Here is a 14,431-nt window from a genome sequence, read left to right as displayed (position 1 = left end):
GATGGATAAGAAAACATCTCGTTTACGCCGTGCAAAACGTGCACGTGCAAAAATCAGCGAGTTGGGTGCGAATCGTTTAGTCGTATTCCGTACTCCTCGTCATATTTACGCACAACTTATCGCTCCAACTGGTTCTGAAGTAGTTGCTTCTGCATCTACTCTAGACAAAGAAGTGAAAGCACAAGTTGAAAAAACTGGTAACATCGCTGCAGCTACTGCTGTAGGTAAAGCAATCGCAGAACGCGCAAAAGCTAAAGGCATTGAGTCTGTAGCGTTTGATCGCTCTGGTTTCCGTTACCACGGTCGCGTAAAAGCGTTAGCAGAAGCAGCTCGTGAAGCTGGCCTTCAGTTCTAGGAGTTGATCATGGCTAATGTAGAAAACACACAACAACAAACAGATATGGCTGAAAAGCTAATCGCTGTTAACCGCGTATCAAAAGTGGTTAAAGGTGGTCGTATTTTCAGTTTCACAGCATTAACTGTAGTTGGTGACGGTAATGGCCGCGTTGGTTTTGGTTACGGTAAGGCACGTGAAGTTCCTGCTGCAATCCAAAAAGCAATGGAAAAGGCTCGTCGTAACTTAGTAACTGTTGACTTGAAGGGTACTACTCTTCAGCACCCAGTTAAGGGTCGTCACTCAGGTTCTAAAGTTTACATGCAACCTGCTTCTGAAGGTACAGGTATCATCGCCGGTGGCGCGATGCGTGCAGTACTAGAAGTAGCTGGCGTTCAGAACGTACTATCTAAAGCGTACGGTTCTACTAACCCAATCAACGTTGTACGCGCAACTATCGGTGCTCTAGCGAACATGAAGTCGCCTGAGTCTGTAGCTGCTAAGCGTGGTAAAAACGTTGCTGACATCTTGGGGTAATCAAGCATGGCTAAAACAGTTAAAGTAACTCAAGTTAAAAGTTCAATCGGTCGCTTACCTAAGCACCGTGCGACATTACGTGGCCTTGGTTTACGTCGTATCAACCACACAGTAGAGTTAGAAGATACTCCTTCTGTACGCGGTATGATTAATCAAGTACATTACATGATTAAGGTGGAGGACTAATTATGCGTTTAAATACATTATCTCCTGCACCAGGCGCTAAATCAGCCAAGAAACGTGTAGGTCGCGGTATCGGTTCTGGTTTAGGTAAAACAGGTGGTCGCGGTCACAAAGGTCAGAAGTCTCGTTCTGGCGGTGGCGTACGTCCTGGTTTCGAAGGCGGTCAAATGCCTTTAAAACAACGTTTACCTAAGTTCGGTTTCACTTCTCGTAAATCTTTAGTTCACGCTGAAGTTCGTTTACACGAGTTGAACAAAATCGAAGGCGATGTTGTTGACATTCACACGTTAAAAGACGCTAACCTTATCACGCGTAACATTGAAACAGTTAAGATCATGCTTTCTGGCGAGATCACTAAGCCTGTAACAATTCGTGGTATTGGTGTTACTAAAGGCGCACGTGCAGCCATTGAAGCTGCTGGCGGTAAAATCGAGGAATAATACAGACTATGGCTAAACCAGGTACGGATAAAGCTCAAGGTGGATTAACCGAGCTTAAGCAAAGATTATGGTTCGTGGTACTTGCACTTATTGTGTTCAGACTTGGATCATTTGTGCCAATCCCTGGTATTGACGCCGCTGTATTAGCTCAGTTGTTTGAACAACAAAAGGGCACCATCGTAGAAATGTTTAACATGTTCTCTGGTGGTGCACTTGAGCGTGCCTCTGTACTGGCACTCGGTATTATGCCGTACATTTCAGCTTCGATTATCATGCAGTTATTAACTGTAGTTCACCCAGCAATGGCTGAACTGAAAAAAGAAGGTGAAGCTGGACGTCGTAAGATCAGCCAGTACACTCGCTACGGTACTTTAGTATTAGCAACAGTTCAGTCAATCGCGATTGCTCGTGGTTTACCGGCTATGATGCCTGGCCTCGTGATTAACGAAGGTATGGGCTTCTATTTCACTGCGGTCGTTTCTTTGGTTACCGGCACCATGTTCTTAATGTGGTTAGGTGAGCAAATTACAGAACGTGGTATTGGTAATGGTATCTCGATTTTAATTTTCGCTGGTATTGTTGCTGGTATGCCATCCGCTGTTGGTCAAACAGCAGAGATGGCGCGTCAAGGTGAATTGCACTTATTAGTATTATTGCTAATTGCAGTGATTGTGTTTGCAGTAACCTTCTTTGTTGTATTTGTTGAACGTGGTCAACGTCGTATCGTTGTTAACTACGCTAAACGTCAACAAGGCCGTAAGGTGTTTGCTGCACAAAGCACGCATTTACCATTGAAAGTGAATATGGCGGGTGTTATTCCACCAATTTTCGCTTCAAGCATTATCTTGTTCCCTGGAACACTGGCTAACTGGTTTGGCCAAGGTGATGGTGCGGTAGCTGATTTCTTCCAGAACTTGTCGATGGCAATTTCTCCGGGTCAGCCTCTGTATGTAATGCTACTAGCTGCTGCGATAATCTTTTTCTGCTTCTTCTACACGGCGTTGGTTTTCAACCCGCGTGAAACAGCAGATAACCTGAAAAAGTCTGGTGCGTTTATTCCAGGTATTCGCCCTGGTGAGCAGACTTCGAAATATATCGATAAAGTAATGACACGTTTAACCTTAGCGGGTGCGTTATACATTACTTTTATATGTTTGGTTCCTGAGTTTATGATGATTGCGTGGGACGTTCAGTTCTACTTTGGTGGTACATCGCTACTTATCATTGTTGTAGTAATCATGGACTTTATGGCACAAGTACAAACTCATTTGATGTCTCATCAATATGACAGCGTGCTTAAAAAAGCTAATCTTAAAGGCTACGGCCGATAAGGTTTAACGGAGTAGTAAGATGAAAGTTCGTGCATCCGTAAAAAAGATTTGCCGCAACTGTAAAGTTGTTAAGCGTGCAGGTGTTGTTCGTGTAATTTGCAAGACCGACCCTAAGCACAAGCAACGCCAAGGTTAATTTACCCTTAGCTAGCTAAATCTTTTAGAAGTGGCATTATGGAGATATTTCTGTATAATGCCGCTTCGCTTTGCAAAAAGGTTCAGGTTGAGTATCCTAACGGGCTTTTCAACCTGTGGTTATTAATTTTTAAATATAGGAGATGTGTTAGTGGCCCGTATCGCTGGCATTAACATCCCTGATCGTAAGCATGCAGTAATTGCCCTTACTGCGATTTACGGTATCGGTTTAACTCGCTCAAAAGCAATTTTGGCGGCAACTGGTATCGCAGAATCTACTAAGATCAGCGAATTAGACGAAGCTCAAATCGATTTGCTTCGTGCAGAAGTGGATAAGTACACCGTTGAAGGTGACTTACGCCGTGAAGTTTCTATGAACATCAAGCGTCTGATGGACCTTGGCTGTTTCCGTGGTATTCGCCATCGTCGCAGTCTTCCTCTACGTGGTCAACGCACTAAAACTAATGCGCGCACCCGTAAAGGTCCTCGTAAGCCTATTAAAAAGTAGCGAGGTAATTAGACATGGCTAAAACTCCAGTTCGTACGCGTAAACGCGTAAAAAAACAAGTTGCTGATGGCATGGCTCATATCCATGCTTCTTTCAACAACACAATCGTAACTCTTACAGACCGTCAAGGTAATGCATTATCTTGGGCAACTGCTGGTGGTTCAGGTTTCCGTGGTTCACGTAAATCTACTCCATTTGCTGCTCAGGTAGCTGCAGATCGCGCTGGTAAAGCTGCGCAAGAGTTTGGTTTGAAGAATATTGAAGTATTCGTTAAAGGTCCAGGTCCAGGTCGTGAATCTGCAATCCGTGCCTTAAATGCTGCTGGTTTTAAAATCACCAACATTACTGACGTTACTCCTATTCCTCATAATGGTTGTCGTCCTCCTAAGAAACGTCGCGTTTAATTAGGATAGTTGGAGAAAGAAAATGGCAAGATATTTAGGTCCTAAGCTAAAACTTAGCCGTCGTGAAGGTACTGACTTATTCCTTAAGTCTGGTGTTCGCGCGATCGATACTAAATGTAAAATCGAAACTATCCCAGGTCAGCACGGCGCGCGTCGCGGTCGTTTATCTGACTATGGTGTTCAGCTTCGTGAAAAACAAAAAGTACGTCGTATTTACGGTGTATTAGAGAAGCAATTCCGTAACTACTACAAAGAAGCGGCTCGTCTAAAAGGCAACACAGGTGAAAACTTGTTACAACTTTTAGAAACTCGTTTAGACAACGTAGTTTACCGCATGGGTTACGCAAGCACACGTGCTGAAGCACGTCAGCTAGTGAGCCACAAAGCAATCGTAGTAAACGGTGTTGTTGTAAACATTCCATCTTTCACTGTTAAAGCAGAAGATGTGGTTTCAATCCGTGAAAAAGCTAAAACTCAAGCGCGTATCGTTGCTGCTTTAGAATTAGCTGAACAACGCGAGAAGCCAGTCTGGGTTGAAGTAGACAACAAGAAAATGGAAGGCGTGTTCAAGCGTGTTCCTGAGCGTTCAGACTTGTCTGCTGAAATTAATGAACAGTTGATTGTCGAGCTTTACTCGAAGTAAAGCTGAACTTTAAGAGAGGACACAATGCAGGGTTCTGTAACCGAATTCTTAAGACCACGTTTAGTAGATGTTGAAACTATCAGCCCTACTCGCTCTAAAGTTACACTAGAGCCATTAGAGCGTGGTTTTGGTCACACTTTAGGTAACGCTTTACGTCGTATTTTACTATCTTCAATGCCAGGTTGTGCTGTCACTGAAGTAGAAATTGATGGCGTATTACACGAGTACAGCAGTAAAGAAGGTGTTCAAGAGGACATCATCGAAATTTTGCTGAACCTTAAAGGACTAGCCGTTCGCTTAGAAGGCAAAAACGAAGCTGTTCTAACGATCACAAAGTCTGGTGAAGGCCCTGTTACGGCTGCTGATATTCAGCACGATGGTGATGTAGAAATTGCAAATCCAGAGCACGTTATTTGTCACTTAACAGGTGACGGCTCTATCAGCATGCGTATCAAAGTAGAGTTAGGTCGTGGTTACGTTCCAGCTTCTACTCGTCGCGAAGCCGAAGAAGAAGAGCGAGCAATTGGCCGTTTATTGGTTGATGCTTCATTCAGTCCTGTAGAAAGAATTGCTTATGACGTAGATTCTGCACGTGTTGAACAACGTACAGATCTAGATAAGCTAATTATCGACATGGAAACTAACGGTACGTTGGATCCAGAAGAAGCTATCCGTCGCGCTTCAACTATTTTAGCTGAACAGCTAGATGCGTTTGTTGAGTTACGTGATGTGACAGAAGTGGAGCAAAAAGAAGAGAAACCTCTATTTGACCCAATTCTTCTTCGTCCTGTTGATGACTTAGAGTTAACTGTTCGTTCAGCGAACTGTTTAAAAGCAGAAGCAATTCAGTATATCGGTGATTTAGTACAGCGTGCAGAAGTAGAACTTCTTAAAACACCTAACCTAGGTAAGAAGTCACTTACTGAAATCAAAGACGTGTTAGCGTCTCGTGGTTTATCTTTAGGTATGCGCCTAGAGAACTGGCCACCAGAAAGCATTGCTGATAACGACTAAATCGATATCGTAACCTAATAGTAGAGAAGGATTAACTTATGCGCCATCGTAAAAGCGGTCGCCAGTTAAACCGTAATAGCAGTCATCGCCAAGCGATGTTCCGCAATATGGCAAGCTCTTTAGTTAAGCACGGTGTGATCAAAACTACTGTTGCTAAAGCTAAAGAATTACGTCGCGTAGTTGAGCCACTAATTACATTGGCAAAAACTGACAGCGTTGCAAACCGTCGTTTAGCATTCGCTCGTACACGTGACCAAGAAGTAGTAGGTCTTTTATTCAGCGAACTTGGTCCTCGTTACCAAGAGCGCCCAGGTGGTTACACTCGCATTCTTAAATGCGGTTACCGTACTGGTGATAAAGCGCCTATGGCTTATGTTGAGTTAGTAGATCGTCCAGTTGTTGAAGAAGCAGCTGAAACAGAAGAAGCTAACACTGAAGCATAAACCACGCTTTAAGTGAAAGACTAAAAAACGGAGCTTAGGCTCCGTTTTTTTATGGCTGAAATTTGAGCTCAATTAACGAGGTTCCTCAGTTTTTCATTGCGAATGTGCTTCTTACAGCTATTCCCTTTATATCTAGCTAAAACTAATTAATAGACAAACCTCATTGTAAGCCTTAGAATAAATCACTTGTTCACACTTCTCTGTATATGCATGAGATTAGCAAGGCTAGTTTTGATGGCAAATTTAAGCTTGTTATTCTGAGCTAAGGTTTATTAGACTTCCGTAATTAAGTGGTAATCATGTAGCAAGGCTTTAATTTTGTCCTTTTCATAAGGCTTGCTTAGATGGGCGTTCATGCCTAGTGCCAAATATTGTGAAACTTCCTGTTCAGTCACATTAGCTGTTAAGGCGACAATGGGTAGGGTCTCCTTATCGTAGTCCTTTCTGAGCGCTTTAGTGGCATCCATACCATCCATTACGGGCATTTGTATGTCCATCAGTACTAGTGGATACTTAGTAGCGGCAACGGCGTTGATTGCATCCTTACCATTTTCAGCTAAATCAACATTAACGCCAAACTCAGTTAACAAGTTTTTAGCCACTAGTTGGTTGATCCGATTATCTTCAACCAAAAGAACGGTGTTTTTGCGCTGATTTTCCGGCTGCGTTTTACTACTTACGTTTGCATCATCATTTGCCTCTTTCTTCTGTGTCGCTAAAGACGGAGGAGGGTTAGGGGTTATTTGCTTCGCAGCTATATGCTCATCGCACTTGTCAGCAAGTGCACGCTCTAGGCTAGCTATGGTGACAGGTTTTGCTAAATACTTAAAACTGCCGCTATCTTGAGTTTGGGCTCTAATGTACTCAGGGCTAAATGCACTACAAATGATGACACAGCCAACAGCATCGGCCTGGCTATTCAGGTGGTTGATTAGGGTCAAGCCATTTTGCTTGGATAAGTGCCAATCCAACAGCACAATGTTGAAGTAAGCTTCTCGTATTTTGGTTATCGCATCGTTTACCGTGGCGGCAATTACGACACTAGCCCCTAATCGTTTACACATCTGAGCAATAACATGTTGTGTCACTTTGTTGTCTTCAACGAGTAGTAGTCTACTGCCCTGAAGGGGTAGGGCGTTTTTATTAGGAGAACCTGTTTGAACGGAATCTTGGGTACTATTAGGTATGCGTTTTGGGGAGTCTACTCTAACTAGTTGATCGGCATTTTCGGTGTTAACTAACTCTACTGGTAGCGTTAAGGTAAAGGTCGATCCCTTACCCAGCTCGCTAGTAACATGGATATCACCATTCATTAATTTAGCTAACTTTTTACTGATGGCCAAACCTAGACCAGTCCCACCATATTTTCGAGTTGTCGAGTTATCTGCCTGAGTAAATCGTTCAAATAGACTCGCTAGCTGTTTAGCTGATAAGCCAATCCCCGTATCTTCTACCGCGAAGGCTATGGTATTGTCAGCGTTAAGTTTTACCGAAATTAGTACATGGCCTTGGTCGGTAAATTTAATTGCGTTGGAAGTGAGGTTTAGTAGGATTTGGCTGATTCTAACGGGATCGCTGATAATTTTTGCTGGTATTTGTTCATCGATATCAAAGATTAATTCAATACCCTTTTCTTCCGCAGGCCGGCCAACTAATACACTTAAATTGTCAAATACATCAATAAAGTCAAATGTCACATGCTCGATATTTAGCTTGCCTGACTCTATCTTAGAAAAGTCGAGAATGTCGTTAATCACTGTTAGCAGTGAATTAGCGGAAAATAATAATTTGTCTAGGTAGTCTTTTTGCTCTCTGTTCAATTGTGTGCTTAAACATAATTCAGCAAGGCCAATAATTCCCGTCATTGGCGTTCGAATTTCGTGCGACATATTGGCTAAGAATTTACTTTTAACCTCAGCGCTTTCTTTATATTTTTCATTTTTGAGGGTGAGTTCTTTTTGCAAGCGCAGTAATACTGTAATTACCAGTGTTAGGGCGGCAATAAGCATGGCTAAAAGACTGATAAAGGCATTTTGTTCAGCTTGCTTAATCGCAACTGTTTGCTTATCTAGTGCTGCTTGAAGTGCACTATTTACATCAAGCGCTTCCATGGCGAGCTTTAGCTCATCAGACTTAATAGTGTTTTCGAGAATAAAGACAACATGCTGCATAAACAATGCCCAGCTATTGTCCAATGCTGCTTTACTGGTAACATCCTGGTCAATTGCTTGAAGAAGCTCTAAAAGCTCAGACTGCAAGGCTGGACTTGGAGCAATAATAAATAGAAAAAGCCGTTTGGTTAACAAGCTAAGCTTGTTTAATTGGAGGGTCGACAGCTCAGTTAACTTGGTACTGGCAACTAGTTGCCTGGAGGTTTTTAGCATAGTGACGAGTTGCATATAACTACTTGAAAGTTCGTTGTACCGTTTAACTAAAAACCTAACTTCACTATCAGCCGGCAACTTAATTAAGAGTTGATCAATCTCAAATTGAAGTTGAGCATATATGTCGTAGTGCTGCTGAGCAGCGAAGTTTGTATTCACCACCTCATTAGTGTGTTTAGGAACAAGCTGGGCAAGTTTGGAGAGGTGGTTTAAGGATTCGCGCTCTTGAGATTTTGTATGATGTAGATTTACGCCAATAACTGAGCCGATACAAAATACCGCCAAGCAAACTATTTCAGGTAGGTACTTAAAAATATTCATGACAAGCTAGTGACTCATTGGTGCGGTAAAACTTTCTAATAGGGCAACCAAGTCGTTAATATCTTCGCTTGATAACTCTCTGCCTAGCTGTGTTTTCGCCATTATCTGTATTGCTTCTGGTAAGGTTTTAATCGCACCATTGTGAAAGTAAGGGGCGGTTAAGGCGACATTTCTTAAGCTGGGTACTTTAAATACGTACAAATCGAGTGGGTCGCTAGTAAGGTGAAATTTCCCTTTGTCTGCCGCTAGCTCAGCAGGAATATCACCCACTTGGCCCAATTTTTGAAATAGATTACCACCAATATTACGACCCTGGTGGCAGGCACTACAGCCAAATTGTGTAAATTTTTCTAGACCACGAAGCTGCTGGGGAGTCAGTGCGTTTTCATCACCCAGTAAGTACTGATCAATAGGGGCATTAGGGGTTATCAAAGATTGCTCGAAAATAGTCAGTGCTTGAACAATGTGTTCACTTTCAATATGACTAATGCCTAGCTGTCTAAAGGCTGTTGAGAAGTAGCTATCTTGGCTTAGTTTACTGATCACCTCTGGCCAAGATGTCGCCATTTCAACGGGGTTGTGAATAGGGCCATCAATTTGTTGCGCTAGGCTATTGGCTCTGCCATCCCAAAATTGTTTAAAGTTAAAAACTGCATTAAGTACAGTGGGGGAGTTACGGGAACCGGATTGACTGCCGACGCCAGTAGAAACACTAAAACCGTCATCACCACCAAAATCCAGCATATGGCAGGAAGCGCAAGAGATTGTATTGTCTTTGGAGAGTAGTGGGCTGTTAAATAAGGCTTTGCCTAACGTGGCCCATTGTTGATCGACAACATAGCTTGTCGGTAAAGGTTGAATCGCATGATCAACACTGACAAAGTCGTACTGCGTTTTGTTGAGCAAAGTTTCACTTTTATCGTAGCTTATTGTTAAAAAAACAAAATAACTAAAAGGAATGGAGGTAGCTAAAGCAATTCCAACGATAAGTGACTGATAATACCGCTTAACCATTAATCCGTTCTATGCCATTCAAATACCTCCTTAGTTTAGCTGAATAATAAACAATTAGAATGGCTTGACCTGAAAATTGATTGCCCGTATAACAAAACTCCTTGGCCTCAAAAGTGAATTAAGTGACTTTCAATGTCTTCACGTAATCCCATCATTGCTGTAACCGGTTCGTCAGGTGCAGGTACATCAACAACGACTGAGTCGTTCGAGCATATTTTTCGCACGTTAGATATTACCTCTGCCAATGTTGAGGGAGACAGCTTTCACCGTTATTCACGCCAAGAAATGGATTTAGAAAAGCGCAAAGCTCGCGATGAAGGGCGCAATATTAGTTACTTTGGCGATCAAGCCAATGACTTTGATGCACTAGAAAAGCTCTTTAAAGATTACAGTGAAACGGGCAAAGGCCAAATGCGCCGTTATTTGCATACCTTTGACGAAGCTGTGCCCTACAACCAAATGCCAGGAACGTTTACGCCATGGGAAGATTTAGGTGAGGGAACAGATTTACTGTTTTATGAGGGCTTACATGGCGGTGTGGTAACCGACAAAAACGATGTTGCTCAGCATGTTGATTTACTGATTGGCATGGTACCGATTGTCAATTTAGAGTGGATACAGAAAATTATCCGCGACACTAATAAGCGCGGCCACAGCCGTGAAGCGGTAACTCATAGTATTGTTCGTTCGATGGATGACTATATCAACTTTATTACACCGCAATTCTCTCGTACTCATGTGAATTTTCAGCGCGTGCCAACGGTTGATACTTCAAATCCGTTTAGCGCTAAAGCCATTCCGTCATTAGATGAAAGTTTTGTGGTGATCCGTTTTCGTGACTCCACCCATATTGATTTTCCGTATTATCTATCGATGATTGACGGTGCTTTTATGTCACGTGTTAATACCTTGGTGGTGCCGGGTGGTAAAATGGGCTTTGCCATGGAGTTAATTCTAACCCCGCTGATCAAAGAGTTGATGGACAAAAAAGCGGAAGCGAACAAACAGCTTGATTGGATGTCAGATCTATAAATGTTGGCGTTAGCAGTTCGTGTTGTTCTTTGGATAGCACTGCTTTCCTCTAGCTTTACGCTGAGTGCCAATAACATCCTAATTACTGACTTACAGAAATCGGAAGATAATCAGTGGTCGGTCACCTATCGCAGTAAAACGCCAATCCAAAGCATCCAGTTCCATCATTCACCGGATAACTCGCGCTTTGACCGTTGGCAATTATTAGATAAAGGCTACGTCTTACGTAAGGTCAACGGTAAGGATACTGTTTTTCGAAAAGATAATACTCGCTTTACTTCGGTTTCATTCGCATTAACGCCAAGCTACACACATCTGCCTAAGTCCTATGCGCCATTTGCGGTATTTTCAGATGGCTCCATATTGCTGCATAGCGGGCGTTTTTTTGCGTGCGCGGTTTTGTGCAGGGGTAATGAGCATACTTGGTATTTAACGCTGTCTGCGCCGCCTAGCGAGCGCATTATCCTCAATGGGCAATCAGCCTATGGCAAAGTTAGTTGGTATGATGATAATGACGGACGAAAAGTATTTGTTGGCAATACAGAAGTCAACGATACTCGCTATTACATCTCGGTGATAGACAAAGCCCTACCTGAAGAGGTTACTTCTGCACTTCATCAATTCTTGCCGAAAGCAATCACCGCAATGACAGAGCGCTTTCCTAAATTACCGCGTAAACCTATGCTTTTTGCTTCGTTTGAACAAACCAATGGTGAGCGCTATGGCCGCCAAGGTGGGGTATTACCCGATCAGATCTTTATGCACTGGTACGGTCAGCTAAAGCAAACCAATCCTTATGATTTAATTTGGTTTTACGCCCATGAAGTGGTGCACCTTTATCAAGGTAGCTATGTACAGCACATCAGCGCTCAAGACGCATGGATGCATGAAGGTCACGCTGAGTTTGTGGCGGGCGAGTTACTCATGACCTTCTACCCAGAGGCGAAAGCTTTTGTTGAACACAAGCGTCAACAGGCGAAGCTTAGCTGTGAAGTAAAGTTAGCCGAAATTCCGGTGGATGAATTTGCTGAGCAGCAAGCCTATCAAGCACTCTATCAGTGTGGCGCTTACTTTTATCAATTGTTAGCACAATATAGCGGCGCGCCAGATAAAATCAGTTACGACTATTGGTTGGGGCTGGGCTTTAAAGCACAAGCAGGTGCTCAAGTGAACAAGGCAACGGCATTAGCGGTTGCCAATCTTTTCCTGTCTGATGATGATTACCAGCAAGTGCTAGATACATTTGGCTGGTAGTTTAGCTAAGCTCTGCCTAGTTCGGCTCTGCTTAGCCCAGTTTGGTTTGGATTAGTCTCGTAAAACTACGCTTCTACAATTTCAAAGTCGTGAGTAATCTTGACGGTTTTATTCAGCATTAGTGCAACTGAGCAGTATTTGTCTGCTGATAAGCTGACAGCGCGCTCAACATGCTTGGCGGCAATGTCTGTTCCAGTGATCACAAAGTGTAGATGAATATCAGAGAATAAACGTGGCACAGAATCAACACGTGTAGCGTCAATTTCGACACGACAGTCGGTGATCTTTTGACGTGCTTTTTGCAGAATACTGACTACATCAACTGATGAGCAGCTGCCAAGCGAGAGGAGAACATTTTCAAGTGGGCTTGGTGCGGTTTTACCGCCATTTGCATCAAGTACCAATGAATGGCCACTTTCAGACTGTGCTAAAAACAGTTCTTCACCAGCCCAAGTAACGGTTGCTTTCATAATTGCCTCTGTCGTTGTTATATAAGATGTAAATTCGTAGTTAGGAGACTGTTTGCGGCGAAATAAGCGCTTTGCTGTTTGACCCTCTAACGAGTTTAGTGAGGAAGGTGGTGAATTTCGGTATCAAATAGGTTTTTGATCAAGGTGGCAAATTCTTTAAGAAATACGCGCTGTTTATCAGAGACTGCATTGTTAACAACGGCCGATAAAATCTCTTCTAAATCATAAACAATAGAATCAACCTCGCGAATAATCATATTGCGTTGGTTAAAGGTTAAATCTTCGTTCTGGCTACACACCAAAATGATCTGCTCGCTGAGCTCCTGCTCAATCACTTCCATTACGGTTTCACCGCTATTGCTGTTATTGGCGTTCTCAAACAGGCTTAAGTGTTCAGTGAGGTATTCAATGATATGAACATAACCTTCAGTATCGGTAACCATAATTCATCAAAACTAATGTTAAATTGGCAGATACTTTACTCTTAATCGCTTGTCTGACGCAAGTTTGCGAGTAGCTTAGTGATACCAATTTCAATATATACTTGATCATTCTGGCTGGCTAAAACACTCATAAACTTCGTTGTTATTTTTGGAATTAGAACAACTAGTTACTAAAAAATAACGCCTTGTTTATGAACCTTTTTCCTACGCTATAATTGATCAACTATTTAATTCAATTGGTATGGGATATTTGTCGAAAGAAAATATCGCTTGGTTAGCACGGTGTAAATAACGCGTTTAGTGAAGGTAATCGAAGGATTTGTGTGGTTTGGTAGTTATACTAATTGATTTAAAACGCATCAAATGACAAGCGGAGAATTTGATCGAGTAAGGTAACAGTTAATTAGTAAAGGTAGCGCCACTACTGCATAAAGTAATACAGTAACAGCGCGTATCGTTCGCTTTTGCTGAGCTAATGGTTAGCTTTTAGGCTAAGCGACAGGAGAGTTGAGCAACTAGGCTGCAACGTTAGTGCTGGCGAAAATCTTGTCCGCAGATGCCGCAACAAAGCCTGTGTATAACTCACCATTTTCTAGTGGGTAGCGTTTAGCAAATTCGTAAAAACAGCTAGGAATGCTAACGGTTTTATCAGTGAACGCTACTTCAGCGTGATCTGCCATGGTTGAAGACTGCTCTAGCTTCACCGTTTCGTCACCTTTAATTTCGCCACCAACACTGTTTAGCGTAAAACCAGCGTCTTTTAGTGAATCATTTACTGAAACGATAGTTTCATGGTTTTCTAGGTGGTTAATGCTTACCGTAAAGTGGTTTGCACGGTACCCCCATGCCGCAACCCAAGCTGCGTACTCACTTTCTGCTAATAGTGTTTGGTAGTCTTCATGGCTTACTTGCCACTGACGACCTGAGTATAAGAAGTTTTCTGCAGTAACAGCTTCTTCTGGCAATTGCTCAACTAACTTGTGGATAATCGCTTGTGCTTCGGGTGAGAATTCTTCAACTAATAATTCGCTGATAAATACTTTTGGCTGCGTGCTGTCAGCGTGCTCAAAATGCTTAGCGTAAAGCTTTTTCGCTTCAAAGTTGTACTCACCACACTCTTTGTAACCAAGCGCTAATAAGTGAGCTGCTAGCTTGTCTAAGCCAACCTTTTCAATGTTAAAAGTGCGGTAAGCAACGTGATCGTTAATCACATCGTTGCCCGAGCCTAATAACTGGTGAATTTTTTCCGCAGACGGAGTCACGGTTAAGTAGTGTTGCCAAATGTTGTTAAATAATTGTGTAACTTGCGCAGTCATAACAGTTCCTAATAAGAGGCGAATTAAACGCTAATAAATCATTAGTTAGGGTTAAGATCCCGTTATTAAATTCGTTGATAAAAAGAATTCAAATAACGTGAATAAGAGGGCGTCAGGTCAGCGAGCGCTTAGGTGTAAAAGTTGAGCATGACGAAAGCAAACGCTAACTTGTCGTCAGTGATTTAGATTTGATCAATACTTTTGAAAAATGCTGGGCGAAAGCCT

18 protein-coding genes are annotated in these 14,431 nt (G+C 42.6%); 13 read left to right on the top strand and 5 right to left on the bottom strand.

From position 1 onward, the window contains the following. Nucleotide 1: 1 nt before the first annotated feature. The 11 genes from rplR (at nt 2) to rplQ (ending at nt 5,972) form a co-directional block, all read left to right on the top strand. Nucleotides 2-355 carry a 50S ribosomal protein L18 gene (rplR, locus tag DXX94_RS09565; RefSeq protein WP_115998821.1) on the top strand — a complete coding sequence of 118 codons (354 nt, stop codon included), beginning with the start codon at nt 2-4 and terminating at the stop codon, nt 353-355. A gap of 9 nt (nt 356-364) precedes the next feature. Beyond that, entirely contained in the window at nt 365-871 is a 507-nt protein-coding gene (rpsE, locus tag DXX94_RS09560) for a 30S ribosomal protein S5 (protein WP_115998822.1), read from the top strand. 6 nt (nt 872-877) lie between these two features. Further along, on the top strand, nt 878-1,057 hold the full coding sequence (gene rpmD, locus DXX94_RS09555) for a 50S ribosomal protein L30 (RefSeq protein ID WP_115998823.1): 180 nt from the start codon (nt 878-880) through the stop codon (nt 1,055-1,057). Nucleotides 1,058-1,059: 2 nt separating this feature from the next. After that, on the top strand, nt 1,060-1,494 hold the full coding sequence (gene rplO / locus DXX94_RS09550) for a 50S ribosomal protein L15 (protein WP_115998824.1): 435 nt from the start codon (nt 1,060-1,062) through the stop codon (nt 1,492-1,494). Nucleotides 1,495-1,502: 8 nt separating this feature from the next. Continuing rightward, nucleotides 1,503-2,825: a preprotein translocase subunit SecY gene (gene secY / locus DXX94_RS09545; RefSeq protein ID WP_115998825.1), complete on the top strand. Its 1,323-nt coding sequence runs from the start codon at nt 1,503-1,505 to the stop codon at nt 2,823-2,825. A gap of 19 nt (nt 2,826-2,844) precedes the next feature. Further along, the gene (gene rpmJ / locus DXX94_RS09540; RefSeq protein WP_074496180.1) at nt 2,845-2,961 is read left to right on the top strand and encodes a 50S ribosomal protein L36; all 117 of its coding nucleotides are present in this window, start codon (nt 2,845-2,847) and stop codon (nt 2,959-2,961) included. A gap of 150 nt (nt 2,962-3,111) precedes the next feature. Continuing rightward, on the top strand, nt 3,112-3,468 hold the full coding sequence (gene rpsM, locus DXX94_RS09535) for a 30S ribosomal protein S13 (RefSeq protein ID WP_115998826.1): 357 nt from the start codon (nt 3,112-3,114) through the stop codon (nt 3,466-3,468). Between the two features lie 14 nt (nt 3,469-3,482). After that, a complete protein-coding gene (gene rpsK / locus DXX94_RS09530) occupies nt 3,483-3,872 on the top strand; it encodes a 30S ribosomal protein S11 (protein WP_076420861.1) in 390 nt (129 codons plus the stop codon). 22 nt (nt 3,873-3,894) lie between these two features. Next, complete coding sequence (gene rpsD, locus DXX94_RS09525; RefSeq protein ID WP_115998827.1) at nt 3,895-4,515, top strand: 30S ribosomal protein S4; 621 nt, start codon at nt 3,895-3,897, stop codon at nt 4,513-4,515. Between the two features lie 24 nt (nt 4,516-4,539). After that, the gene (locus tag DXX94_RS09520) at nt 4,540-5,529 is read left to right on the top strand and encodes a DNA-directed RNA polymerase subunit alpha (RefSeq protein ID WP_115998828.1); all 990 of its coding nucleotides are present in this window, start codon (nt 4,540-4,542) and stop codon (nt 5,527-5,529) included. Between the two features lie 38 nt (nt 5,530-5,567). Beyond that, nucleotides 5,568-5,972: a 50S ribosomal protein L17 gene (rplQ, locus tag DXX94_RS09515; RefSeq protein ID WP_115998829.1), complete on the top strand. Its 405-nt coding sequence runs from the start codon at nt 5,568-5,570 to the stop codon at nt 5,970-5,972. A 272-nt stretch (nt 5,973-6,244) separates the two neighbouring features. Here rplQ and DXX94_RS09510 read toward each other — a convergent pair whose 3' ends face one another. Then, the gene (locus DXX94_RS09510) at nt 6,245-8,677 is read right to left on the bottom strand and encodes a response regulator (protein ID WP_116015457.1); all 2,433 of its coding nucleotides are present in this window, start codon (nt 8,675-8,677) and stop codon (nt 6,245-6,247) included. A gap of 6 nt (nt 8,678-8,683) precedes the next feature. After that, nucleotides 8,684-9,583 (bottom strand): cytochrome-c peroxidase, encoded by a 900-nt coding sequence (locus DXX94_RS09505; protein ID WP_258872139.1) that lies wholly within the window; start codon nt 9,581-9,583, stop codon nt 8,684-8,686. A gap of 240 nt (nt 9,584-9,823) precedes the next feature. Between DXX94_RS09505 and DXX94_RS09500 the strand changes: the two genes are divergently transcribed. Then, the gene (locus DXX94_RS09500) at nt 9,824-10,723 is read left to right on the top strand and encodes a phosphoribulokinase (RefSeq protein ID WP_115998832.1); all 900 of its coding nucleotides are present in this window, start codon (nt 9,824-9,826) and stop codon (nt 10,721-10,723) included. Further along, nucleotides 10,724-11,977 (top strand): hypothetical protein, encoded by a 1,254-nt coding sequence (locus DXX94_RS09495; protein ID WP_116015453.1) that lies wholly within the window; start codon nt 10,724-10,726, stop codon nt 11,975-11,977. Between the two features lie 65 nt (nt 11,978-12,042). Here the strand turns inward: DXX94_RS09495 and DXX94_RS09490 are convergent, their stop codons facing one another. From DXX94_RS09490 to DXX94_RS09480, 3 genes are all read right to left on the bottom strand, one after another. Continuing rightward, nucleotides 12,043-12,447, bottom strand: coding sequence for an OsmC family protein (locus DXX94_RS09490; RefSeq protein WP_116015451.1), 405 nt, complete (start codon nt 12,445-12,447; stop codon nt 12,043-12,045). 95 nt (nt 12,448-12,542) lie between these two features. After that, a complete protein-coding gene (locus tag DXX94_RS09485; protein WP_115998835.1) occupies nt 12,543-12,890 on the bottom strand; it encodes a DUF3802 family protein in 348 nt (115 codons plus the stop codon). Nucleotides 12,891-13,405: 515 nt separating this feature from the next. Next, on the bottom strand, nt 13,406-14,206 hold the full coding sequence (locus DXX94_RS09480; RefSeq protein ID WP_115998836.1) for a DUF1338 domain-containing protein: 801 nt from the start codon (nt 14,204-14,206) through the stop codon (nt 13,406-13,408). Nucleotides 14,207-14,431: the final 225 nt, after the last annotated feature.

The organism is Thalassotalea euphylliae, from assembly GCF_003390375.1.
Classification (GTDB): Bacteria; Pseudomonadota; Gammaproteobacteria; order Enterobacterales; family Alteromonadaceae; genus Thalassotalea_F; species Thalassotalea_F euphylliae_A.
Note: the sequence above shows the minus strand (reverse complement) of the source record. Positions and strands in the feature narration are given on the sequence as shown.